The 23,764-nt window shown below is 55.8% G+C and carries 18 protein-coding genes; 4 read left to right on the forward strand and 14 right to left on the reverse strand.

The genetic code is table 11. The annotated features are described in order from the left end of the window. Nucleotides 1–40: 40 nt before the first annotated feature. Genes cysC through cysG form a run of 4 tightly spaced genes read right to left on the reverse strand, consistent with a single transcriptional unit; the run spans nucleotide 41 to nucleotide 4,417 of the window. Nucleotides 41–646 (reverse strand): adenylyl-sulfate kinase, encoded by a 606-nt coding sequence (gene cysC, locus WH298_RS05100; RefSeq protein ID WP_007893235.1) that lies wholly within the window; start codon nucleotides 644–646, stop codon nucleotides 41–43. Further along, nucleotides 646–2,073 carry a sulfate adenylyltransferase subunit CysN gene (cysN, locus tag WH298_RS05105; protein ID WP_049852659.1) on the reverse strand — a complete coding sequence of 476 codons (1,428 nt, stop codon included), beginning with the start codon at nucleotides 2,071–2,073 and terminating at the stop codon, nucleotides 646–648. Before cysN ends, cysC begins: the two co-directional genes overlap by 1 nt. Before the next feature lie 10 nt (nucleotides 2,074–2,083). Further along, on the reverse strand, nucleotides 2,084–2,992 hold the full coding sequence (gene cysD / locus WH298_RS05110) for a sulfate adenylyltransferase subunit CysD (protein WP_007893231.1): 909 nt from the start codon (nucleotides 2,990–2,992) through the stop codon (nucleotides 2,084–2,086). 9 nt (nucleotides 2,993–3,001) lie between these two features. After that, nucleotides 3,002–4,417: a siroheme synthase CysG gene (gene cysG, locus WH298_RS05115; RefSeq protein WP_180822362.1), complete on the reverse strand. Its 1,416-nt coding sequence runs from the start codon at nucleotides 4,415–4,417 to the stop codon at nucleotides 3,002–3,004. 248 nt (nucleotides 4,418–4,665) lie between these two features. Here cysG and WH298_RS05120 point away from each other — a divergent pair, with 248 nt between their 5' ends. Together WH298_RS05120 and WH298_RS05125 are read left to right on the forward strand one after the other, a co-directional pair. Then, on the forward strand, nucleotides 4,666–5,688 hold the full coding sequence (locus WH298_RS05120; protein WP_180822363.1) for an aminopeptidase: 1,023 nt from the start codon (nucleotides 4,666–4,668) through the stop codon (nucleotides 5,686–5,688). Between the two features lie 9 nt (nucleotides 5,689–5,697). Continuing rightward, the gene (locus WH298_RS05125) at nucleotides 5,698–5,982 is read left to right on the forward strand and encodes a YciI family protein (protein WP_180822364.1); all 285 of its coding nucleotides are present in this window, start codon (nucleotides 5,698–5,700) and stop codon (nucleotides 5,980–5,982) included. A 174-nt stretch (nucleotides 5,983–6,156) separates the two neighbouring features. On the opposite strand, the gene WH298_RS05130 is transcribed toward WH298_RS05125, so the two are convergent. Genes WH298_RS05130 through cysJ form a run of 3 tightly spaced genes read right to left on the reverse strand, consistent with a single transcriptional unit; the run spans nucleotide 6,157 to nucleotide 10,414 of the window. Beyond that, on the reverse strand, nucleotides 6,157–6,891 hold the full coding sequence (locus tag WH298_RS05130) for a phosphoadenylyl-sulfate reductase (RefSeq protein WP_007893224.1): 735 nt from the start codon (nucleotides 6,889–6,891) through the stop codon (nucleotides 6,157–6,159). Further along, entirely contained in the window at nucleotides 6,888–8,612 is a 1,725-nt protein-coding gene (cysI, locus tag WH298_RS05135; RefSeq protein ID WP_007893223.1) for an assimilatory sulfite reductase (NADPH) hemoprotein subunit, read from the reverse strand. The genes WH298_RS05130 and cysI overlap by 4 nt, the downstream gene beginning before the upstream one ends. Then, nucleotides 8,612–10,414: an NADPH-dependent assimilatory sulfite reductase flavoprotein subunit gene (gene cysJ, locus WH298_RS05140; RefSeq protein WP_180822365.1), complete on the reverse strand. Its 1,803-nt coding sequence runs from the start codon at nucleotides 10,412–10,414 to the stop codon at nucleotides 8,612–8,614. The genes cysI and cysJ overlap by 1 nt, the downstream gene beginning before the upstream one ends. Before the next feature lie 297 nt (nucleotides 10,415–10,711). On the opposite strand from cysJ, the gene queD reads away from it, so the two are divergent. Beyond that, a complete protein-coding gene (gene queD / locus WH298_RS05145) occupies nucleotides 10,712–11,071 on the forward strand; it encodes a 6-carboxytetrahydropterin synthase QueD (protein ID WP_007893219.1) in 360 nt (119 codons plus the stop codon). Nucleotides 11,072–11,154: 83 nt separating this feature from the next. Here the strand turns inward: queD and queE are convergent, their stop codons facing one another. The 6 genes from queE to rlmD form a co-directional block, all read right to left on the reverse strand. After that, nucleotides 11,155–11,826: a 7-carboxy-7-deazaguanine synthase QueE gene (gene queE / locus WH298_RS05150; protein WP_007893217.1), complete on the reverse strand. Its 672-nt coding sequence runs from the start codon at nucleotides 11,824–11,826 to the stop codon at nucleotides 11,155–11,157. Nucleotides 11,827–11,975: 149 nt separating this feature from the next. Beyond that, on the reverse strand, nucleotides 11,976–13,274 hold the full coding sequence (gene eno, locus WH298_RS05155) for a phosphopyruvate hydratase (protein WP_049852653.1): 1,299 nt from the start codon (nucleotides 13,272–13,274) through the stop codon (nucleotides 11,976–11,978). A 75-nt stretch (nucleotides 13,275–13,349) separates the two neighbouring features. Continuing rightward, nucleotides 13,350–14,987, reverse strand: coding sequence for a glutamine hydrolyzing CTP synthase (gene pyrG / locus WH298_RS05160; RefSeq protein WP_007891723.1), 1,638 nt, complete (start codon nucleotides 14,985–14,987; stop codon nucleotides 13,350–13,352). Nucleotides 14,988–15,228: 241 nt separating this feature from the next. Beyond that, nucleotides 15,229–16,020 carry a nucleoside triphosphate pyrophosphohydrolase gene (gene mazG / locus WH298_RS05165; protein ID WP_180822366.1) on the reverse strand — a complete coding sequence of 264 codons (792 nt, stop codon included), beginning with the start codon at nucleotides 16,018–16,020 and terminating at the stop codon, nucleotides 15,229–15,231. A 95-nt stretch (nucleotides 16,021–16,115) separates the two neighbouring features. Continuing rightward, nucleotides 16,116–18,347, reverse strand: a complete 2,232-nt coding sequence (relA, locus tag WH298_RS05170; protein ID WP_007891725.1) for a GTP diphosphokinase — start codon at nucleotides 18,345–18,347, stop codon at nucleotides 16,116–16,118. Between the two features lie 32 nt (nucleotides 18,348–18,379). After that, nucleotides 18,380–19,696: a 23S rRNA (uracil(1939)-C(5))-methyltransferase RlmD gene (rlmD, locus tag WH298_RS05175; protein WP_180822367.1), complete on the reverse strand. Its 1,317-nt coding sequence runs from the start codon at nucleotides 19,694–19,696 to the stop codon at nucleotides 18,380–18,382. 90 nt (nucleotides 19,697–19,786) lie between these two features. Here rlmD and barA point away from each other — a divergent pair, with 90 nt between their 5' ends. Next, a complete protein-coding gene (gene barA, locus WH298_RS05180) occupies nucleotides 19,787–22,516 on the forward strand; it encodes a two-component sensor histidine kinase BarA (RefSeq protein WP_180822368.1) in 2,730 nt (909 codons plus the stop codon). An 84-nt stretch (nucleotides 22,517–22,600) separates the two neighbouring features. On the opposite strand, the gene WH298_RS05185 is transcribed toward barA, so the two are convergent. Further along, nucleotides 22,601–23,740 (reverse strand): glycerate kinase, encoded by a 1,140-nt coding sequence (locus WH298_RS05185; RefSeq protein ID WP_180822369.1) that lies wholly within the window; start codon nucleotides 23,738–23,740, stop codon nucleotides 22,601–22,603. Nucleotides 23,741–23,764 lie beyond the last annotated feature (24 nt).

Consider the following 23,764-nt stretch of genomic DNA (forward strand, 5'->3'; position numbering starts at 1 on the left):
GCTAAGCGCGGCAAACCCGGGAGGATTTGCCGCTGTCGATTCAGGATTTGATGATATCGCGGTGACGCAGCAGGTCTAACAATTGGCCGGTCAGTTTTGTAACCAATTGTTCGCCATCCAGGTGGATTTCAGGGGCTTCTGGCGCTTCATACACGCTGTCGATACCGGTAAAATTACGCAGTTCACCGGCACGGGCTTTTTTGTAGAGACCTTTGGGATCGCGCGCTTCACACACCGCTAACGGCGTATCGACAAACACCTCAACGAACTGCCCTTCGCCCAGCAGATCGCGCACCATCTGGCGCTCGGCACGATGCGGCGAGATAAAGGCGGTCAACACCACTAAACCGGCATCAACCATCAGCTTCGCCACTTCACCCACGCGACGGATATTCTCTTTACGATCGCTATCGCTGAAGCCGAGGTCACGGCACAGGCCGTGACGCACGTTATCGCCATCCAGCAGATAGGTATTCACCCCGGCGCGATGCAGCGCCTGCTCCAGCGCGCCGGCCACGGTGGATTTGCCCGATCCGGAAAGTCCGGTGAACCACAGCACCACGCCTTGATGGCCATGCTGCTGTTCGCGTTCCTCACGCGTTACCGGATGATCGTGCCACACCACGTTTTCATCGTGCTGCGCCATTACTGACCGCCCAGCAGATCGCGTGCGTTCCAGTGCGGGAAGTGACGGCGCACCAACGCATTCAGCTCCAGCTCGAAATCGCTGAACTGGCCCGCTTGTGCACGCACATTGCTCAGCGGCTGATTGATCATGCCCGCGCCGACCGTCACGTTGCTCAGACGATCGATAAAGATCATGCCGCCGGTAACCGGATTCTGCCGATAGGCATCCAGTACCATCGGTTCGTCAAAGGTCAGTTCGACCAGACCGATGCCGTTGAGCGGCAGGCTATCCACCGTGCGCTTCTCCAGCGAGTTAATCTCCACCTGATGGATGACTTTCTCCACGCGCGCGCGGGTTTTCTTACCGGCAATCTTCACTTCATAGCTTTGTCCCGGCTGCAGCGGCTGCTCAGCCATCCACACCACGTCCGCCGTCGCGGATTGCACCGCTTGCAGATCGGCGGCGGCATCCACCAGCAGATCGCCACGACTGATGTCGATTTCATCTTTCAGCACCAGCGTAATCGCTTCACCAGCGCCCGCTTCCGGCAAGTCGCCATCAAAAGTGACGATGCGCGAGATAGTCGATTCCACGCCTGATGGCAGCACTTTTACGCGCTGGCCCACTTTCACTACGCCAGAGGCCAGCGTACCGGCATAACCGCGGAAGTCGAGGTTGGGACGATTGACATACTGCACCGGGAAACGCATCGGCTGATGATCCACCACGCGATTCAGCTCCACGGTTTCCAGTACGTCGAGCAGCGTTGGGCCGCTGTACCACGGCATGGTCACGCTCGGCGTCGCCACGTTATCGCCTTCCAGCGCTGACATCGGCACAAAGCGAATATCGAGGTCTTCCGGCAACTGCGCGGCGAAATCGAGATAATCCTGTTTGATCTGCTCGAAGGTCTCTTGCTTGTACTCCACCAGATCCATCTTGTTGATGGCGACCACCAGATGCTTGATGCCCAACAGCGTGGAGATAAAGCTGTGACGACGCGTCTGATCCAGCACGCCTTTACGCGCATCGATCAGCAGGATCGCTAAATCGCAGGTAGAGGCGCCGGTCGCCATATTGCGCGTGTACTGCTCGTGTCCCGGCGTATCAGCGATGATAAATTTGCGCTTCTCGGTGGAGAAGTAGCGATAAGCCACATCAATGGTAATGCCCTGCTCGCGCTCGGCTTGTAAACCATCAACCAGTAAGGCGAGGTCAAGCTTCTCACCCTGAGTGCCGTGACGTTTGCTGTCATTGTGCAGCGATGACAGCTGGTCTTCATAGATTTGACGCGTATCGTGCAGCAGGCGACCAATCAGCGTACTTTTGCCGTCGTCAACGCTACCGCAGGTGAGGAAACGCAGCAGGCTTTTGTGTTGTTGCGCGGTCAGCCAGGCTTCTACACCGCCCTGATCGGCAATCTGTTGTGCAATAACGGTATTCATCTGCGTCTCCTTAGAAATAACCCTGACGTTTCTTCATTTCCATCGAACCGGCCTGGTCGCGGTCAATCACGCGTCCCTGGCGTTCACTGGTGGTGGAGACCAGCATCTCTTCAATGATTTCCGGCAGCGTCTGCGCTTCCGATTCCACCGCGCCAGTCAGCGGCCAGCAGCCGAGGGTACGGAAACGCACCATACGCTGTTTGATCACTTCGCCTGGCTGCAGATCGATACGATCGTCATCAATCATCATCAGCATGCCGTCACGCTCCAGCACCGGGCGCGGTGCGGCGAGGTACAGCGGCACGATCTCGATATTTTCCAGGAAGATGTACTGCCAGATATCCAGCTCGGTCCAGTTGGAGAGCGGGAACACGCGGATGCTTTCGCCTTTGTTAATCTGGCCGTTGTAGTTGTGCCACAGCTCAGGACGCTGATTTTTCGGGTCCCAGCGGTGGAAGCGATCGCGGAATGAGTAGATGCGCTCTTTGGCGCGCGACTTCTCTTCATCACGCCGTGCGCCACCAAAGGCTGCATCAAAGCCGTATTTGTTCAGCGCCTGCTTCAGGCCTTCGGTTTTCATGATGTCGGTATGCTTGGCACTGCCGTGCACGAACGGGTTGATGCCCATCGCCACACCTTCCGGGTTGCGATGCACCAGCAGCTCCGCGCCCATCGCTTTTACGGTGCGATCGCGGAACTCGTACATTTCCCGGAATTTCCAGCCGGTATCAACGTGCAGCAGCGGAAATGGCAACGTGCCCGGATAGAAGGCTTTGCGCGCCAGATGCAGCATCACCGAGGAGTCTTTGCCGATGGAGTACATCATCACCGGATTGCTGAACTCGGCCGCCACCTCGCGGATGATATGGATACTCTCTGCCTCCAGCTGGCGCAGATGAGTAAGACGATTTTGGTCCATAATTTTTCCTCAAGCCAAATTGACAACGGCGGACTCGCGAGCCCCCTGCTGTGCCGAATGTTGGAACCAGGCCAATTGCCCGTGCAAATTCACTACTTCGCCAATCACTAACAGTGCTGGCGTGGGCGCGGCCGCAGCCAGCGCTTCCAGTTGATCTAATGTACCGGTCAGCACCTGCTGATCCTGACGCGTGCCGCGGCCAATCACCGCCACCGGCGTGGAGGCCGCGCGCCCATGTTCGATAAGCCCGGCGGCGATTTCCGCCGCTTTCACCGTGCCCATATAAATCGCTAAGGTTTGACGCGCGCGCGCCAGCGACGGCCAATCGATGCCGTTGCCGTCGGCCTGACAGTGACCGGTGATAAACAGCACGCTCTGCGCGTAGTCACGATGGGTAAGCGGAATTCCGGCGTAGGCGGTTGCGCCCGCTGCCGCGGTGATGCCGGGCACCACCTGGAAGGGAATTCCGGCGGCCTGCGCCGCCTGCAACTCTTCACCGCCGCGACCAAAAATAAACGGATCGCCGCCTTTCAGACGCACCACGCGTTTACCCTGCTGCGCCAATGTCACCAGCATCTGATTAGTCTCTTCCTGCGGCACCGAATGCGCACCGGCGCGTTTGCCAACGCAGATGCGATCGGCGTCGCGGCGCACCAGTTCTAACACTTCGTCGCTGACCAGATGGTCATACAGCACCACATCGGCCAGCTGCATCACCTGCAAGCCACGCAGCGTCAGCAAACCGCTGTCGCCCGGACCGGCGCCCACCAGCGTGATTTCACCCTGATTATCGCTGTCGTTATCCAGTTCGCGATCCAGCGTACGACGCGCTTCATTCACATTGCCCGCCGCCATCTGGCTGGCGAACAGCCCGTTAAAGGCACGCTCCCAGAAACGACGACGTTCAGACATGCGGTGATAGCGCTGTTTTACCTTGTCGCGCCACTGCCCCGCCACTTCGGCCATCTGCCCGAGATTAGCGGGCAGTAACGCTTCAATTTTTTCACGCAGCAGACGCGCCAGCACCGGCGCGGTGCCGCTGGATGAGATGGCGACGACCAGCGGCGAGCGATCGACAATTGATGGGAAGATAAAGCTGCATTTCGGCTGATCGTCTACCACGTTCACCAGCTTGTGGCGCGCGTTAGCCGCCTCAAATACCTGTGCATTGAGCGCGTTGTCATTGGTGGCAGCTATCACGAGGAATACGCCGTCCAGCTGTGCCGGATCAAAGCTGTGGGCGATCCATTCAATCGCCTTAATATCCAGCAGCGCCTGCAGCTCATGCCCGAGTTCGCGCGCCGCGACCAACACGCGCGCACCCGCACGCCGCAGCAGTTCAATTTTGCGCGCAGCAATTTCGCCACCGCCAACAACCAGCACCGGACGGCTTTTGAGATCGGCAAAGAGGGGCAGATAATCCACGTTAACCTTGCTAGTTTTACAATAAGTTAACGCGACTATACGTCCCGCCCTTCCGACAGATGAAATTACGAATTGGAATGAGTAGTTACCGAATGGAATAACGACCCAGGATTGCTGATAACATTTTGTGCTTAACAAATGATATTGCTGGTGTTTCGGAGCAATTCAAATTGTGCAAGCGTCATCACAGTTTCATACTATCTCGGATTTTTTTTAGCATGACGGGATGTCAGAAAAGGACCCTAACTATGTTTGCTAATTTCCGCCGCACTGTGCTGGCTGCACTGCTCGCGGGCGGTTTGCCTCTCTTTGTTCAGGCTGCGAGCATCAGCGCGCCTGGACACTTTGCCGAACAGCAACTTCGCCACATCGCTACCTATTTCCCCGGCCGCATGAGCGGCAGCCCAGCCGAGTTGCTCACCGCCGATTATTTGCAGCAGCAATTCAGCCAGCTGGGTTATCAGAGTAATACCCGCCAGTTCAATACCCGCTATGAATGGCTAGAGAAAAAGGGTGAAAGCCGCACACATAAAGTCACCGCCACCTCGGTGATTGCTGCGCGCGCAGGTGCGGTGCCACAGGAGATCCTGATTGTGACGCATCTGGATACCTGGACGCCGCTCAGCCGCCATGAAGCCGATAACAATCTCGGCGGCCTGCGTTTGCAGGGCGTGGATGACAATGCGTCCGGACTTGGCGTGATGCTGGAGCTGGCGCAGGCGTTGAGCAAAACGCCGCTGCACTACGGCGTGCGCTTTGTCGCGCTGAGCGCCGGTGAAGCGGGCCTGCACGGCATGGATGATTATCTGGCACGCATGAGCGAGCAGGAGAAGAAGAACACGCTGCTGGTGATCGATCTCAACAGTCTGATCGTCGGCGATCATCTCTACTTTAATAGCGGCATCAATACGCCCTCGGCAGTGCGCAAGCAGACCAGCGCACGCGCCGTGCAGCTGGCACACCGTTACGGTATCTCCGCAGCCAGCCACGCTATGACAGCGCGCGATTATCCGGGGGTGAATCCGTTTGATAAGGCCGGCATGCCGTTAATGGATGTCACCGCCGCTAACTGGACGCTGGGCAACAAAGATGGACAGCAGCAGCGCGCGCGTTCCCACCATTTTCCGGAGGGCAACGTGCGCCATCAAACCGAGCGCGATAACCTCAGCTATATCGATCGTTGGCTGCCTGGCCGCATCACCCAACGCACGCGTGACAGCGTGAAAATCTTGCTGCCGCTGCTGACCGAGCTGGCTAATCCGACAACCTAAGGATCTATTATGTACGTGGTATTTCTGAACTATTTTCGTCCGGTAGAGGAAGTGGAAGCGTTACTGGCGCCGCATATCGAATGGCTGGATCGCTACTTTGCTAATGGCGTATTTATCGCGGCGGGACGTAAAGATCCGCGCACCGGCGGCATGATTATGGTGAAAGATATCGATCGCGCCCGGCTGGATACCATCCTCGCGGAGGATCCCTTTGTCGCGGTGGCGCATTATGAGGTGACGAAGGTGAATGTGACGCGTGCGGCAGAAGAGTTTGCGGGGCTGCAAGGGGTTTGATGGTGCCCGCTGTCCCCCATCCCGGCCTTCCCCCCCTAGCGGGGGAAGGAGACGCTGCCACATGCAGCACCAGAACGCACATATGGCAGCATCTTCCTCCCCCGCTCGCGGGGGAGGACCGAGGAGGGGGACTGCGAGCACGGACCGAGGAGGGGGACAGCGAGCACCTAATTATCACCCTTCATGCAACCCGCACTCGCGCTTCAGGCCGAAGAAGCGTGTCTCCTCTTCTGCCATGCCCGGCTCCCACTTTCTGGTGGTGTGCGTATCGCCCACGGATAGATAACCTTCATCCCACAGCGGATGGTATTTCAGTCCATGCTGCTGCAGGTATTGATGCACCTGACGGTTATCCCAATCGATAATCGGCAGAATCTTCAACACGCCGCGCTGCACCGCCAGCACCGGCAAACTGGCGCGGCTGCCGGATTGATCGCGGCGCAGGCCGGCAAACCAGGTTTGCGCACCCAAGGTTTCCAGCGCGCGGTTCATCGGTTCCACTTTGTTGATCTGGTTGTACTGCTCAATTCCTTCAACGCCCTGCTCCCACAGTTTGCCGTAACGCGCTTCCTGCCATGCTGCTGAGGTCTCAGCGCGGAAGATTTGCAGGTTGAGATTGAGCTTGTCGGTCAGCTCATCAATAAAGCGATAGGTTTCCGGGAACAGATAGCCGGTATCGGTGAGGATCACCGGAATGTCCGGTTTCTGCTGCGTCACCATATGCAGCAAAACCGCCGCCTGAATACCAAAGCTGGATGACAGCACAAACGCGCCAGGCAGATGCTCCAGCGCCCAGCTGACGCGCTCTTCAGCCGAGCGCTTCTCCAGCTGCACGTTGCTTTCTGCCAACGCCATAATGCGATCAACTTTTGATGAACCATTCAGTGCTGCGAGATCGAGTACCGTCATACTGCCTCCGAGTCCCAAAAATCACGGGCGGGATCAACCACGGCTTTGATGATGCCAGTGCGAATCACGAAGTCGCCGAAGCCTTCATTGGCCTGACGCTCGGTTGCCCAGCGCGCCACCAGCTCGTCGATGCTGGCGAGGATTTCGCCTTCGTTGATATTCTCGCGGTACATGCGTGGAATGCGCGTACCTTCGCGGTTGCCGCCAATGTGCAAGTTGTAACGGCCCGGCGCTTTACCCACCAGACCCAACTCAGCCAGCAAAGCACGGCCACAACCATTCGGGCAACCGGTAACGCGTAACACTATGTGCTCTTCACCCACGCCATGCTTATGCATGATCTCTTCCACTTTGGTGACGAACGATGGCAGGAAGCGCTCGGCTTCGGCCATCGCCAGCGGACAGGTCGGGAAGGCCACGCACGCCATCGAGTTTTCACGCTGCGCCGTTACCGCTTCCATCAAACCGTGTTCACGGGCGATGGCTTCGATCTGCGCTTTTTGCTTCTCAGGCACGCCAGCCACAATCAGGTTCTGGTTGGCGGTCAAACGGAAATCGCCCTGATGGACTTTGGCGATTTCGGCGATGCCGCGCTTCAACGGACGACCCGGATAATCCAGCAGACGACCATTCTCGATGAACAGCGTCAGGTGCCACTTCTTATCGATGCCTTTCACCCAGCCAACGCGGTCGCCGCGCGAGGTGAACGCATAGGGACGAATCGGTTCAAACGTCAGACCGGCACGTTTTTCCACTTCCGCTTTGAAGGTTTCGACACCGACGCGTTCCAGCGTGTACTTAGTCTTGGCATTTTTACGATCGGTACGGTTACCCCAATCGCGCTGCGTGGTCACCACCGCGGCCGCCACGTCGAGAATCTTCTCTACCGGCAGGAAGCCAAACTCGCTGGCGGTGCGTGCGTAGGTGGCTTTGTTACCGTGATCAATCGACAAACCACCGCCTACCAGCAGGTTAAAGCCAATCAACTTGCCGTTCTCAGCGATAGCGATGAAGTTCAAATCATTGGCGTGCAGATCGACATCGTTATGCGGCGGCACCACTACCGTGGTTTTGAATTTACGCGGCAGATAGGTCTCACCGAGGATCGGCTCTTTATCCGTGGTGGCTACTTTCTCTTTGTCCCACCAGATCTCAGCGTATGCACGGGTTTGCGGCAGCAGATGTTCGGAGAGCTTTTTCGCCCACTCGTACGCTTCCTGATGCAGCTCTGATTCCACCGGGTTCGAGGTGCATAACACGTTACGGTTAACGTCGTTGGCGGTCGCCAGTGCGTCGAGTCCGACTTCGTGCAGCATCTGGTGCGTCGGCTTCACGTTCTTCTTCAGAATGCCGTGAAACTGGAAGGTCTGACGGTTAGTCAAACGGATGCTGCCGTAAATGGTTTTTTCGCTGGCAAATTTATCAATCGCCAGCCACTGCGTTGGCGTGATGATGCCGCCCGGCAGACGGCAGCGCAGCATCATAGCGTGGCGCGGCTCGAGTTTCTGCGCCGCGCGTTCGGCTCGAATGTCGCGGTCATCCTGTTGGTACATACCGTGAAAACGGATCAGCAGGAAGTTATCGCCGGTGAAGCCGCCGGTCAGGCCATCGTCGAGATCGTCGAGGATGGTGCCGCGCAGGTAGTTACTCTGTTTTTTCAGACGCTCAGCGTCGACCAGCTTGCCTTCAACGACCAGCGGTCCAGGATGTTTTTCGCTCATTAGTAAACGTCTCGCTGATAACGGCGCTCAATGCGCAGCTCACTTAAAAATTCATCAGCCGTTTCACGATCCATGCCGCCGTGTTCGACCACCACATCCAGTAATGCTTGCTCAACGTCTTTTGCCATGCGATTGGCATCGCCGCAGACGTAAAGGTGCGCGCCTTCCTGTAACCAGCTCCACACCTCCGCACCTTTGGCGCGGATTTTATCTTGTACGTAAATTTTCTCGGCCTGATCGCGCGACCATGCCAGATCAATATTAGTCAGCAAGCCATCTTTGACGTACTTCTGCCACTCTACCTGATAGAGGAAATCATCGGTGAAGTGCGGATTGCCGAAGAACAGCCAGTTTTTGCCGCCTGCGCCATCGTTATCGCGCTGCTGCATAAAGGAGCGGAACGGTGCGATGCCGGTGCCCGGACCAATCATAATTACCGGGGTTTCCGGATTAGCAGGCAGGCGGAAATTGTCGTTATGCTCGATGAAGACGCGAATTTCGCCCTCTTCTTCAATGCGATCCGCCAGCCAGGTAGATGCACCGCCACCGCGCTGGCGACCGTCGATCTCAAAGCGCACCGCACCGACGGTAATATGCACTTCGGTTTCGTTTTCTGCCTGCGAAGAAGCAATCGAGTAGAGGCGCGGCGTCAGCGGACGCAGCAGGCTGGTTAATTGCTCTGGATTCAGTTCAGTCGGCGCCTGACGCACCATATCGACAATCGGGAAGCTCTGCGCATAGCTCTGCAGCTTTGGCTTGTCACCCGCTAATGCCAGCAGCGCATCGTTGCGCGACAGGGCGGCATATTGTTCAACGATTTGTGGCGTATTAACCGTCAGTTCGAAGTGTTTTTGCAGCGCCTCAGTGAGCGCCAGCGTTTTGCCCTGCACCTCAACCTGCTCGTCGCCTTTCAGCCACACCAGCTGCAGCAGTTCCTGCACCAGTTCAGCATCGTTTTCAAACCACACGCCCAGCGCGTCACCCGGCTGGTAACGCAGGCCAGAATCGCCGAGATCGATTTCAATGTGGCGCACATCTTTATCCGAGTCGCGTCCGGTGATTTTCTGGTTTGCAGCAAAGCTGGCCAGCAGCGGCTCTTCTTTAGTGTACGGGCTGCTGTCGACCAGGTTGACGCTGCCTGCCGCTGTGATGGCGGCCTGGGCTGGCGATTCGCTCGGCACGCGCGCTTTTAATATCTCGGTGATCTGCTGACGCCAGGCCGTTGCCTGCTCTTTGTATTCAACGTCCGCATCCACACGATCCAGTAGACGTTCGGCACCGAGTTCCGCCAGACGCTCATCAAAGTCTTTACCGGCTTTGCTGAAAAACTCATAAGAGGTATCGCCAAGACCGAACACCGCAAAGGCGGTGCCGGTAAACTTCGGCGCCTTCTTCGACAGCAGGAACTTGTGCAGCGCCACGGCTTCTTCCGGCGGCTCGCCTTCACCTTGGGTGGAGGTCACCACCACCAGCAGCTTTTCCTGGCCGATCTGTTTGAATTTGTAATCGCCAGCGTTAACCAGATTGACGCTCAGCTTCGCTGCCAGCAGGTCATCACGCAGCTGTTCAGCCAGGCGACGCGCATTGCCGGTCTGTGAGGCGGAGATCAGCGTGATGGTCGGTGTTTCAGCCTGAACAGGCGCTGGCACGGCAGCCGCACCCGGCGTCTGGTTGACCATGCCCCAGAAATAGCCTGAGAGCCAGGCCATCTGCGTGGTGTTGAAATCCGTGGTCGCCGCCTGTAAGCGCGCGAGTTGCTCCGGGGATAACGGAAGCAGTGAACCTGGTGCCTGAGTCGTCATTGCGTTAAAAATTCCAGTGTCAGAAGTCCGGATCAATATGTTGCGAAAGAGTGCGTAGGTTACCGGGCTGTATATTAACGATTAAATACGCCTTCGACATATTAAATAACCAAAATGACTAAGTGGTTTTTCGGGTAAAGTTAATCGGCAAAAGTGGTAAATGAAGGCGATATGATTCAATGAGTTAATTAGGCGTTTTAGCAGGATTGCGTCGTTTAATGCCCTTTTCATGGCGAGCGGGTGCGAAAAATCTGCAATTCAGGTAGACTTCAGCGGTTTTTAAGTCTGAGAGCCATTATGTCTACCACGTTATTTAAAGAGTTCCAGTTTGAATCTGCCCATCGCTTACCTCACGTGCCGGAAGGCCATAAGTGTGGGCGTTTGCACGGCCATTCTTTCCTGGTGCGATTAGAAATCACCGGCGAAGTGGATGCGCATACCGGTTGGGTAATGGATTTTGCCGAGCTGAAGGCAGCGTTTAAGCCTCTGTACGATCGCCTCGATCATCACTATCTGAATGACATCCCAGGTTTAGAAAATCCCACCAGCGAAGTGCTGGCAAAGTGGATTTGGGATCAGATGAAGCCGATTCTGCCTGAGTTGAGTGCGGTGATGATTAAAGAGACCTGTACCGCTGGTTGTGTTTATCGCGGTTGAGACCAGGCAAGTGAAGCAGTAATCGTTGAGTGAGGTCGCCATGAGTGGCGACCCTACGCATCTAAAGTGCGCACCGTGCCAAATCAGGCAATATTCAAATACTTGTGCGTCTGCATTGAAAGCCGCCAGTTGCGGGCGATACAGGTTTCAATACAGAGTTTGGTGGCAGCATCGCCACGGCTGATCGGCTGTAACGCCACAATACGCTTTTTCTCGTCATGCAGGCCCGACAACAACGCATCCAACGCTTCGACATCACGCTCACGCGCCACCGGATGTTTAATCTCATCCGCGCGTTGCAATGCCTGCGGCAATACGTCATAACCGCCGCGCATATTCACCTTCGGTGAAACCGTCACCCAGGTGGCTTCTGAGCACTGCACTTCGTGCGTGCCGCTGGTTTCGATTTGGCACGCAAAGCCCGCCGCTTCTAATGCTTGCGTCAGCGGACGCAGATCGAAAATCGCCGGTTCACCGCCGGTAATCACCACGTGACGTGCGGTCCAGCCCTGGCGCTGAATAGAGTCGAGAAGCATCGCGGCATCGGCGTTGCCCCAGGCATCGCTCTCCACGGTTTTCACCAAAATATCACCCAGCGAGGTCTCCCGATCTGCCCGCGTTTCCCAGGTATGTTTGGTATCACACCAGCTACAGCCCACCGGACATCCTTGTAAGCGGATGAACAGCGCCGGAACGCCGGTGTAGAAACCTTCGCCCTGCAGCGTCTGGAACATTTCGTTAATCGGGTAGAACATTTTTCACTCACGTCTAAAATTTGAGGCGCAGATTATGGCAGATCTTGCGCGCCGAGTAACAGCTGCTTCGTGCCAAATAAAAGCAAAAGCCCCGCACAAGGCGGGGCTTCATTCGGACGATGCTGCCCGCAGGCAGCATACTCAGGCGATTACGCCTGGCCTTTAACTTCTTTCAGACCGTTGAACGGTGCTTTGCTGCCCAGCGCTTCTTCGATACGAATCAGCTGGTTGTACTTAGCAACGCGGTCAGAACGGCTCATAGAACCGGTTTTGATCTGGCCTGCTGCAGTACCTACTGCCAGGTCAGCGATGGTTGCATCTTCGGTTTCACCTGAACGGTGTGAAATCACCGCGGTGTAGCCAGCATCTTTCGCCATCTTGATTGCAGCCAGGGTTTCGGTCAGTGAACCGATCTGGTTGAATTTGATCAGGATGGAGTTAGCGATGCCTTTCTCGATACCTTCTTTCAGGATCTTGGTGTTGGTTACGAACAGATCGTCACCCACCAGCTGGATTTTGTCGCCCAGCACTTTGGTCTGGTATGCGAAGCCAGCCCAGTCAGATTCGTCCAGACCATCTTCGATAGAGACGATTGGGTACTGTTTGGTCAGGTCTTCCAGGAAGTGCGTGAACTCTTCTGAAGTGAAGGCTTTGTTACCTTCGCCAGCCAGCACATATTTGCCGTCTTTGTAGAATTCAGATGCTGCGCAGTCCATCGCCAGAGTGATGTCTTTGCCCAGCTCGTAGCCTGCTGCTTTTACCGCTTCAGCGATAACAGCCAGCGCTTCGGCGTTAGAACCCAGGTTTGGCGCGTAGCCACCTTCGTCACCGACTGCAGTGCCCATACCTTTTGACTTCAGCACTTTTGCCAGGTGATGGAAGACTTCAGAACCCATGCGAATGGCTTCTTTCAGGGTTGGCGCGCCAACCGGCTGAATCATGAATTCCTGGATGTCGACGTTGTTATCGGCATGCTCGCCACCGTTGATGATGTTCATCATTGGCAGTGGCATAGAGTATTTGCCCGGGGTGCCGTTCAGTTCAGCGATGTGCGCATACAGCGGCAGGCCTTTAGAGGCAGCAGCCGCTTTAGCAGCAGCCAGTGAAACGGCCAGAATGGCGTTAGCACCGAAGTTAGATTTGTTCTCAGTACCGTCCAGCTCGATCATGATCTTATCGATGTTCGCCTGGTCTTTGGCATCTTTACCGGTTACCGCGTTAGCGATTGGACCGTTAACCGCTGCAACCGCTTTGGTTACACCTTTGCCCAGGAAACGAGATTTGTCACCGTCACGCAGCTCCAGTGCTTCGCGAGAACCGGTAGATGCACCTGATGGCGCAGCAGCCAGACCAACGAAACCGCCTTCCAGATGCACTTCTGCTTCTACAGTTGGGTTGCCACGGGAGTCGATGATTTCGCGACCGATGACTTTTACGATTTTGGACATTCGATTTTCCTCAGTACAAGTTAGTCAATCCTAAGACAAACAACGCGCGAAAAGTTCGCGCGTTGCTCGTGAAACTTACTTCGCTAAACGCTTCTGGTGCTCCTGCGCGGCTTTCACAAAGCCAGCGAACAGCGGATGACCATCACGCGGGGTCGATGTGAATTCCGGGTGGAACTGACAGGCAACAAACCACGGGTGATTCGGGATCTCAATGATCTCAACCAGCTGATCGTCGCCGGAACGACCGGCAATATGCAGACCCGCCGCTTCAATCGGCTTCAACAGCATATTGTTTACTTCGTAACGATGACGGTGACGTTCGGTAATGATTTCAGAACCGTACAACTGACGCACCTTGCTTTCCGGCGTCAACTGGCACTGCTGGCTACCCAGACGCATGGTGCCGCCCAGATCGCTCTGCTCAGTACGCTGCTCAACGTTGCCCTCTTCGTCACGCCATTCGGTGATAAGCGCAACCACCGGATACTTACAGTCTGGCACAAATTCAGTAGAGTTCGCGCCTTCCATACCGGCAACGTTGCGGGCAAATTCCATCAGCGCAACCTGCATACCGAGGCAAATCCCCAGATATGGCACGTTGTTCTCACGGGCGTATTGCGCCGTCATCATTTTGCCTTCCACACCGCGGTAGCCGAAGCCGCCGGGGATCAGAATAGCATCCAGATCTTTCAGTAATTCGACACCGCGCGTTTCCACATCCTGCGAGTCAATCAACTTGATGTTCACGGTCACGCGATTTTTCAGGCCGCCGTGTTTCAGCGCTTCAATCACTGATTTGTACGCATCTGGCAGTTCGACGTATTTGCCGACCATACCAATGGTCACTTCGCCGCCCGGATTGGCTTCTTCGTAAATAACCTGTTCCCATTCGGCCAGGTTCGCTTCCGGCGCGTTCAGATTGAAACGCTTGCAGATGTAATCATCCAGACCTTGCGACTTCAGCATGCCTGGAATTTTGTAGATGGAATCCACATCTTTCAGGGAAATAACCGCTTTTTCCGGCACGTTACAGAACAGCGCGATTTTGGCGCGTTCGTTCGCAGGCACCGCGCGGTCAGAACGGCAGATCAGCACATCCGGCTGGATCCCGATCGACAACAGCTCTTTCACTGAATGCTGGGTTGGCTTGGTTTTCACTTCGCCTGCGGCCGCCATATACGGCACCAGCGTCAGGTGCATATACATGGTGTGTTCACGACCAACATCGACCGCCATCTGGCGAATCGCTTCGAGGAACGGCAAAGATTCGATATCACCCACCGTACCGCCGATCTCAACCAGAACGACGTCATGACCTTCACCGCCTTCAATAATGCGCTCTTTGATCGCATTGGTGATGTGCGGGATGACCTGAATCGTGGCGCCCAGATAGTCTCCACGACGCTCTTTGCGCAGCACTTCTGAGTAAATACGACCGGTAGTAAAGTTGTTGCGGCGCGACATTTTGGTGCGGATGAAGCGCTCGTAGTGACCTAAATCCAGATCGGTTTCGGCCCCATCATCGGTAACAAACACTTCACCGTGCTGCGTAGGGCTCATGGTACCCGGATCGACGTTGATGTACGGATCGAGTTTCATGATGGTCACATTAAGACCACGTGCTTCAAGGATAGCTGCGAGGGAGGCTGCGGCAATGCCTTTGCCCAGAGAGGAAACGACCCCGCCGGTCACAAAAATATAATTCGTTGTCATGCTGAACCTGAGAGTTTAGGTTTAAAGACGATGGAATAACCAAGACGGGAAAATAGTATACTTGAAGTCGTCTTCAGCCACAATTGATGAATCACACCATCATCCTCCACAGGTCAGCCGGTAACATAGCGGATAGCAGGGGGTGAAATGTTGATGTACGTCACAAAGTCACCGCAAGGCTGAATCGAGTAAGCTCAAGCGGTGAAATTATGCGCAGCGCTGGAATAATCGCCAGATTGGCTTAGCTCTTGTTCTCGCTGGCTTTCACCTGCTGCCAGGCCTCTTCCATCTGATCCAACGTGGCATCGCTCATCGCTAAACCTCGTGAGGCGATGATGTTCTCAACCTGGCGGAAGCGGCGCTCAAATTTATCGTTGGCTTTCTGCAGGGCGGTTTCCGCTTTGCTGCCTAAATGGCGCGACAAATTGACGGTGGCGAAGAGTAAATCGCCGATTTCCTCTTCCAGCTTGTCGTTATCGACCACCGCTTGCTGCGCTTCATGCATCACTTCATCAATCTCTTCATGCACTTTATCCAGCACCGGTCCGAGATTGTTCCAGTCGAAACCGACCGTGCTGCAACGCTTCTGAATTTTGTGCGCGCGCATTAAGGCGGGCAACGCTTTGGGAATGTCATCTAAAACTGAATGCTGCGATTTTTCCGCGCGTTCATTGTGTTTGATCGCTTCCCAGTTTTTCAGCACTTCGTCGCTGGTCTCTGCCTTAACATCGCCAAAAATATGCGGATGGCGGCGCTCAAGTTTGTCGCTGATGGCGTTGCAGATGTCGTCAAAATTGAAACGCTGCTGTTCGTCGGCCATTTGAGCGTAGAACACCACCTGAAACAGCAGATCGCCCAGCTCACCGCGCAGATCGTCAAAATCTTCGCGCTGAATGGCATCGATGACTTCGTAGGTTTCTTCCAGCGTGTAAGGCGCGATGGAGGAGAAAGTTTGCTGACGATCCCACGGACAGCCACGTTGCGGATCGCGCAAGGTTTGCATGATGGTGAGCAGGCGGTTTAAGGCGGTCATGAAATGATCCTTTGGGGCTGGTATGTAAAAAGGTCGCCATGAATGGCGACCCTACGGCGTAATTTGTAGGGTCGCCGTTCATGGCGACCTGGAAATCAATGCAAACGGCGCGCGTCAATAATATCCGGCACCTGATTGAGACGTGCCAGCACGCGGCCGAGCACCTGCTGGTTATAGATCTCAATATCCATATCGATGGTTGCCAGCTGTTTTTTGGTATCGCTGCGGCTGGAGACGCCAAGCACATTGACCTTCTCGTTAGCCAGAATAGTGGTGATATCACGCAGTAAGCCGCTACGATCGTTGGCGGTGACGCGCACCACCAGCGAGTAACCGCTGGAGTAATCTTCGCCCCACACGGCATCAACGATACGTTCCGGCGCGTGAGAAATCAGCTCAGTTAACTGATCGCAGTCGGCGCGGTGAATAGAGATGCCGCGCCCCTGAGTGATAAAGCCCACGATATCGTCGCCCGGAATCGGCTGGCAGCAGCGTGCAATGTGGTGCAACAGATTACCCACGCCTTCCACCACCACACGACCGCTCTCTTTGCGGGATGAAGGTGCATGCGACTTTTGCGTCAGCTGGCGCAGCGCTTCGCGATCCTCCTCTTCGGCGCTCGGTTTATTGAGCTTGCCTTGCAGGAAATTCACCATCTGATTGAGGCGAATATCGCCGCCGCCGATCATCGCCAGCAACTCATCCTGCGAGCTGACGTTATAGCGCGGCAGCAGCAGTTTTTCCGCCTCGCGCATGCTGATATCCATCTGATTCAGCTCGCTTTCGAGGATCTGACGGCCGGCAATAATATTTTTGTCACGATCCTGTTTACGGAACCAGGCGTGAATTTTCGAACGGCCGCGGCTGGTGGTGATATAGCCAAGATTTGGATTGAGCCAGTCGCGACTAGGATTCGGTTGTTTCTGGGTGATCACTTCTATCTGATCGCCCATTTGCAGTTGATAGGTGAACGGCACGATGCGTCCGCTGATCTTGGCGCCAATGCAGCGGTGACCGATATCGCTGTGAATGTGGTAGGCGAAATCGAGCGGCGTTGAACCCGCAGGCAGATCAACCACATCGCCTTTCGGCGTAAATACGTAAACGCGATCGTCAAACACCTGGCTGCGCACCTCTTCCAGCATCTCGCCAGAATCAGCCATCTCTTCCTGCCAGGTAATCAGCTTGCGTAGCCAGGCAATGCGCCCTTCATGCCCCGCTGCGCCGCGCGCGTTGCTGGAGGTTGGGCCCTCTTTGTACTTCCAGTGCGCCGCGACGCCCAGCTCTGCATCTTCGTGCATTTGCCGCGTACGAATCTGGATTTCAACCGTTTTGCCCTGCGGCCCCAATACCACGGTATGAATCGATTGATAGCCGTTGGGTTTCGGGTTCGCGACGTAGTCGTCAAACTCACTCGGCAGATGTCGATACAGCGTGTGCACCGTACCGAGCGCGCCATAGCAATCCTGCAGACGCTCAGCCACGATACGCACCGCGCGCACGTCAAACAGCTCATCAAACGCCAGCGACTTCTTCTGCATCTTACGCCAGATGCTGTAGATGTGTTTTGGCCGGCCGTACACTTCTGCACGCACGCCCTCTTTCTGCATCTCGGCGCGCAGGTTATCGACGAAGTTCTCGATATAGCTTTCACGATCGATACGACGTTCATGCAGCAATTTAGCGATGCGCTTGTATTCGTCGGGATGCAGATAGCGGAAGCAGTAATCTTCCAGCTCCCATTTGAGCTGGCCGATACCCAAACGGTTGGCTAACGGCGCGTAGATATTGGTGCTCTCTTTCGCCGCCAATACGCGCTCATCTTCTGGCGCGTCTTTCATTTCGCGCAGATGAGCGATACGTTCGGCAAGCTTGATGACCACACAGCGGAAATCTTCCACCATCGCCAGCAGCATACGGCGAACATTATCCACCTGCTCTGAAGCCATCGAATCGTTGTGGATCGCTTTCAGTTGCCGAATAGCATCCATGTCGCGCACGCCGTGCACCAACATCACAATCTCTTTGCCGAACGCTTTCTCGAGGTCTTCCTCGCTCACCACATCCGCGTTGGCTAACGGGAACAACAGCGCAGCGCGCAGGCTATCGATGTCCATGCTGAGCATGGTGAGAATTTCCACCATCTCAATGCCACGCCACAGCAGCAGAGCTTGATCAGGATGGTTGTGCGTTTCGGCTTCACAGTAGCGCCACGCATCCGCCAGTCGCTGACAGGATTGCGGATTGTTGATACTTAAACTGGCGATCCACTGGTCGAGGGCAAATTCGCCCGCCGTATTTAAATGCGCACTTCTAACCGCAACCATATCCTCTCCTGCCACAGCGATGTGGACATCGCTTATGTTCTGCTAAACAGCACCATGGACTCGAGATGACTGGTATGAGGGAACATATCCAGCATCGCGACCCTTTCCAAATGGTAGCCCGCGGACAGCAATGTCTGGCTGTCACGTGCAAGCGTTGTTGGGTTACAGGAAACATAGACCACGCGTTGCGGCGCAAGTTTAACCACATGCGCCATCACGCCCGCAGCCCCAGCGCGTGCTGGATCCAGTAACACCTTATTAAATCCCTGCGTCGCCCACGGCTGACGCGTAACGTCTTCCTCCAGGTTATGCTGGAAAAAGCGAACATTCTTGAGATTATTCTGCTCAGCATTATACGCTGCCTGTTGCACTAATGCTGCAACACCCTCCACACCTACAGCATTTTGTACGAATTTTCCTACTGGCAAAGTGAAGTTGCCCATGCCGCAGAACAGATCCAGCACACGATCGTCTGGCTGCAAATCCAGCCACTCAATAGCTTTAGCGATCATTTGCTGATTCACGCCATCGTTCACCTGAATAAAATTCTGCGGACTAAAGGTGAGCTGCAAATCAAATGCGCGATAAAACGGCTCACGTGCACTTAACGGCTGCAAACGCTCACTGCCATCAGCCAGCCACATCGACAGTTGCTGCTCATGCGAAAAACGTTCCAGTTTTGCGCGGTCGCCTGCAGATAATGCATCAAGATGACGCAGCACCATCAGCGGGCCATTATCCGCCAGTACCAACTCAACGTGCCCCAGGCGCCTAACCGCCTGCAAATCGCTAAGACATTGGTGCAGCGGTTGCAGTAGCGCTTCAAGTTCGGGCACCAAAACCGGGCATTGCTTCAACTCCACCAGATCGTTGCTGCCTGCCTGGCGGAATCCCATCTGCAAACGCTGCTGTTTAGGCTGCCATTGCAAACCTAAACGCGCACGACGACGATAGCCCCACGCGCTGCCGCTGATGATCTCATCAACCGCCACCGGCAGCGGCGCATCGCGACTTAACATGCGGCTTAAGGCGCGCGCTTTACTCTCTTGCTGCAGTGCCACCGAGGCGTGCTGCTGCTGGCAACCGCCGCACACGCCGAAGTGGATACAGCGCGGTTTTTCCCGCTGTGGGCTGGGATTGAGAATCTTGTTCGCTTTGGCGCGCGCGTACTTGCTCTTATCCTCGAATACCGTCACTTCTGCCTGCTCTCCGGGCAGCGCGCCGCTGACAAACATCGCCTTGCCTTTATGGCGCGCAACACCTTGTCCAAAGGGATCAAGGTCTTCAATGGTGACGGATATGCGAGCCTTAGTCGTCACACGCTGTTTTGCAGAGTAAAATTGCGCCATAGTATTGTGAAATCTCTACTTTATTGGGTGTGCAGCCCCTAACCGAGCTTGCACAGGGATAAAAATGCCAGGAGTCGCCAGGCCACAATTATGACCAAATACAGCCTGCGGGCGCGAATGATGATTTTGATACTGGCGCCAACGCTGATGATTGGTCTGCTGCTCAGTACCTTCTTCGTGGTGCATCGCTACAACGAATTACAGCATCAGGTGCATGACGCAGGTGCAAATATTATCGAACCGCTGGCGGTTTCCAGTGAATACGGCATGACGTGGCATAATCGCGATGCGATTCGCGAGTTAGTCAGTCTGCTGCATCGTCGTCACTCCAATATTGTCCGTGCCATCACCATTTTCGACAACAACAATCACGTCTACGTCACCTCGAATAACAATCAAAATCTGGCGCTGCTGCAAAAAGAGGACATCTCGACATTGGAAGATGGCGTCTCCGTCGAGCGGCAAGGCAATTTGATGATTTTGCGCACGCCGATCATCTCTGAGCGCTACTCGGTAGATGAGTTGCCGGGCGAGGACGCCAAGCCGGCAGGCAATCCGTTAGGTTATGTGGCCATCGAGTTGGATCTGCAATCGGTACGACTGGAGCAGTACAAAGAGGTGTTTGTCGCCACGCTGCTGCTGCTGTTCTGCCTGTGCATCGCCATGCTGTTTGCCTATCGCCTGATGCGCGATGTCACCGGGCCGATTCGCAATATGGTAACCACCGTTGACCGCATTCGCCGTGGTCAGCTCGACAGCCGCGTGGATGGTTACATGCTCGGCGAGCTGAGTATTCTGAAGAACGGCATTAACGCCATGGCGATGTCGCTCACCGCCTATCACGAAGAGATGCAGCAGAACATCGACCAGGCCACTTACGATCTGCGCGAAACGCTGGAACAGCTGGAAATTCAGAACGTTGAGCTGGATCTGGCGAAAAAGCGTGCGCAGGAAGCGGCGCGCATCAAATCAGAGTTTCTCGCCAACATGTCACATGAGCTGCGCACGCCGCTGAATGGCGTCATCGGCTTTACCCGTCAGATGCTGAAAACCGGGCTGAGCACCAACCAGCGCGACTACATGAGCACCATCGAGCGCTCGGCCAATAACCTGCTGAGCATCATCAACGACGTGCTCGACTTTTCGAAACTGGAAGCCGGTAAGCTGGTATTGGAATCCATACCGTTCCCGCTACGCGCCACGCTGGATGAGACGCTGGTGCTGCTGGCGCCCTCCGCCCATGACAAAGGTCTGGAAATCACCGTCTGCCTGGAAAAACAGGTGCCGGATAATGTGATTGGCGATCCGTTGCGCCTGCAGCAGATCATGATCAACCTGATCGGTAACGCGATTAAATTCACCGAGCACGGTCATATCGATCTGCGCGTTGAGGTGCGCAGCCTTAGTGCCACGCGCGTCGAGCTGGAGATTCAGGTGCATGACACCGGCATTGGCATCTCCGAACAGCAGCAGTCGCAGCTGTTCCAGGCGTTCCGGCAAGCTGATGCCAGCATTACGCGGCGTCATGGCGGCACCGGGTTAGGACTGGTGATCACCCAGAAACTGGTGAGCGAAATGGGCGGTGAAATTGCCTTCCATAGCCGTCCGAACCAGGGTTCGACTTTCTGGGTGCATATTCATCTCGATCTCAACCCGAACGCGCCCGCCATTCCGCGCATGCTGGACGATTTGCGCGCCACACCGCTGGCCTATATTGAACCGCATCCGGCGGTGGCCAAAGCGGTGCAGGAGATGCTTAGCATCACGCCATTACAGGTACAGCACTTCTCCAGCCTCGAAGAGCTGCCCGATACGCACTTCCCGCTGCTGCTGATGGGTTTACCGGTCACCGAACCACATCCTGCTACGTTACCGGATGCGCTTATCCAACGCCTGCGTGGGCATGCCGATTCGGTGCTGCTGGCGCTGCCCAGCGACATGATGCTGTTTGCCGACGACCTACGAGCTCGCGGCATTGCCGGGTGTATCGCCAAGCCGGTTTCACTGACGCGTCTGCTGCCGATGCTGTTGGACCTGCATGACTGGCAACGCGATGCGCTACCGCGCGGTGCCCGTCAGCCGTTAACGGTGATGGCGGTGGATGACAATCCCGCCAACCTGAAACTGATTGGCGCGCTGCTTGAGGAGCAGGTGCAGCACATCATTCTGTGCGATAACGCCGAGCAGGCGATTCGTCAGGCGCGCCTGCACAAGCTGGACGTAATTTTGATGGATATTCAGATGCCGGATATTGATGGCATTCGCGCCAGTGAAATTATCCGCAGCCTACCGCTGCATGCCACCACGCCGATTGTCGCGGTTACCGCACATGCGCTGGACGGCGAACGGGCGCAGTTGATCAACGCGGGCATGAATGATTATCTGGCGAAGCCGATTGATGAGGACAAACTGAGCCAGCTGCTGCAACGCTATGCACCGCATCGATCCGCTGCGCAGCCGCTGCAGCCGGAGGTTGCGCCTTCACTGGATTGGAGCTTAGCGCTGCGCCAGGCCGCGAATAAGGCCGATTTAGCCCGCGACCTGCTGCAAATGCTGCTCGATTTTCTGCCGGAAGTGGAAGAACGCGTTGACCACGCGATGGCGAGTAATGATGTGGTTGGATTGCGCGAGATTATTCATAAGCTGCACGGCAGCGCCAGCTACAGCGGCGTGCCACGTTTGAAGCAGCTGTGTCAGCAATTAGAGAAAAGTTTGCATCAGGAGAGCGATATTGAGGCGCTCGAACCGGAGTTGCTGGAGCTGAGCGATGAGATGGCGAACGTCGCGCGGGAAGCGAGGAAGCTGCTAGCGTTGGGTTAATGCGCTGCGGTGATGGATCCGGTCGGCATAAATGCCGCCCCTACGGCGGCATTTGTAGGGGCGCCATAGGGGCGACCAAACTTCTTACAGCGCTTTACCCGCCTTTATCGTCGCCGCCACATTGCGCGCCGTCAGGCGCACATTCTGCGCCGCATTGGCCAGTGCTTCTTCCAGGGAACAGATGCTAAACAGCACGCTGAACACCGCATCCAGCCCATGCTGATGCACCACGCCAACATCGGCCGTCAAACTCCCGGCGATGCCAATCACCGGCTTGTGATACTGCTTAGCGACTTTCGCAACGCCGACCGGCACCTTGCCATTGACGCTTTGGCTGTCGATGCGCCCTTCGCCGGTAATCACCAGATCGGCATCTTTCACCTGCTCGGCCAGGCCCAACGCTTCGGTGACAATCTCAATGCCGCTGCGCAACTCGGCCTGACAAAACGCATGCAAAGCCGCGCCCATGCCACCTGCCGCGCCGCCGCCGTCGATATGCAGCACATCAATATCCAAATCGCGATGAATAATCTGCGCGTAGTGTTCCAGGGCCTGATCCAGCTGCTGGACCAACGCTGGCGTCGCGCCCTTTTGCGGGCCGAAAATCGCCGACGCTCCTTTTTCACCGGTCAGCGGATTGGAGACATCGCAGGCAACCTCAAAACGGCACTGCTTAATACGGGGATCCAGCTGTGCGATATCAATCCGCGCCAGCTGCGGTAGCGCCCCGCCACCGTAAGCAATTTGCTGACCCTGATCGTCCAGCAGATGCGCGCCCAGCGCCTGCATCATGCCGGAACCGCCATCATTGGTGGCGCTGCCGCCAATGCCGATAATGACGTGATCGACTCCGCGGTCGAGTGCATCTTTAATCAGCTCGCCGGTGCCAAATGAAGTGGTAATCAGCGGATCGCGCTGCGCGGCGGGCACTAACTCCAGCCCGCTGGCCGCCGCCATTTCAATGAACGCGGTGCGCTCATCACCTGACAAACCGTAGAACGCATCCACCGGCTTGCCGAGCGGTCCGGTGGCCGTCAGTCGGACAATGTTTCCCTGCGTTGCCGCCACCATCGCTTCAACCGTGCCTTCACCACCGTCGGCAACCGGTATTTTCACGTAGTCAGCTTCAGGAAAGATCTCGCGGAATCCCGCTTCAATCGCCGAAGCCACTTCCAGGGCGGATAAACTCTCTTTATATGAATCCGGTGCGATGACAATTTTCATAGGCAATCCAGCGCGGTTGATGAC

Origin of the sequence: Pantoea nemavictus, from assembly GCF_037479095.1 — a bacterium.
Lineage (GTDB): Bacteria > Pseudomonadota > Gammaproteobacteria > Enterobacterales > Enterobacteriaceae > Pantoea > Pantoea nemavictus.

What these genes read in the sequence shown, in the direction of transcription:
- cysC (WP_007893235.1), bottom strand. Translation starts at nt 646, where the DNA reads ATGGCGCAGCACGATGAAAACGTGGTGTGGCACGATCATCCGGTAACG.
- cysN (WP_049852659.1), bottom strand. Translation starts at nt 2,073, where the DNA reads ATGAATACCGTTATTGCACAACAGATTGCCGATCAGGGCGGTGTAGAA.
- cysD (WP_007893231.1), bottom strand. Translation starts at nt 2,992, where the DNA reads ATGGACCAAAATCGTCTTACTCATCTGCGCCAGCTGGAGGCAGAGAGT.
- WH298_RS05120 (WP_180822363.1), top strand. Translation starts at nt 4,666, where the DNA reads ATGTTTGCTAATTTCCGCCGCACTGTGCTGGCTGCACTGCTCGCGGGC.
- WH298_RS05125 (WP_180822364.1), top strand. Translation starts at nt 5,698, where the DNA reads ATGTACGTGGTATTTCTGAACTATTTTCGTCCGGTAGAGGAAGTGGAA.
- WH298_RS05130 (WP_007893224.1), bottom strand. Translation starts at nt 6,891, where the DNA reads ATGACGGTACTCGATCTCGCAGCACTGAATGGTTCATCAAAAGTTGAT.
- cysI (WP_007893223.1), bottom strand. Translation starts at nt 8,612, where the DNA reads ATGAGCGAAAAACATCCTGGACCGCTGGTCGTTGAAGGCAAGCTGGTC.
- cysJ (WP_180822365.1), bottom strand. Translation starts at nt 10,414, where the DNA reads ATGACGACTCAGGCACCAGGTTCACTGCTTCCGTTATCCCCGGAGCAA.
- queD (WP_007893219.1), top strand. Translation starts at nt 10,712, where the DNA reads ATGTCTACCACGTTATTTAAAGAGTTCCAGTTTGAATCTGCCCATCGC.
- queE (WP_007893217.1), bottom strand. Translation starts at nt 11,826, where the DNA reads ATGTTCTACCCGATTAACGAAATGTTCCAGACGCTGCAGGGCGAAGGT.
- eno (WP_049852653.1), bottom strand. Translation starts at nt 13,274, where the DNA reads ATGTCCAAAATCGTAAAAGTCATCGGTCGCGAAATCATCGACTCCCGT.
- pyrG (WP_007891723.1), bottom strand. Translation starts at nt 14,987, where the DNA reads ATGACAACGAATTATATTTTTGTGACCGGCGGGGTCGTTTCCTCTCTG.
- mazG (WP_180822366.1), bottom strand. Translation starts at nt 16,020, where the DNA reads ATGACCGCCTTAAACCGCCTGCTCACCATCATGCAAACCTTGCGCGAT.
- relA (WP_007891725.1), bottom strand. Translation starts at nt 18,347, where the DNA reads ATGGTTGCGGTTAGAAGTGCGCATTTAAATACGGCGGGCGAATTTGCC.
- rlmD (WP_180822367.1), bottom strand. Translation starts at nt 19,696, where the DNA reads ATGGCGCAATTTTACTCTGCAAAACAGCGTGTGACGACTAAGGCTCGC.
- barA (WP_180822368.1), top strand. Translation starts at nt 19,787, where the DNA reads ATGACCAAATACAGCCTGCGGGCGCGAATGATGATTTTGATACTGGCG.
- WH298_RS05185 (WP_180822369.1), bottom strand. Translation starts at nt 23,740, where the DNA reads ATGAAAATTGTCATCGCACCGGATTCATATAAAGAGAGTTTATCCGCC.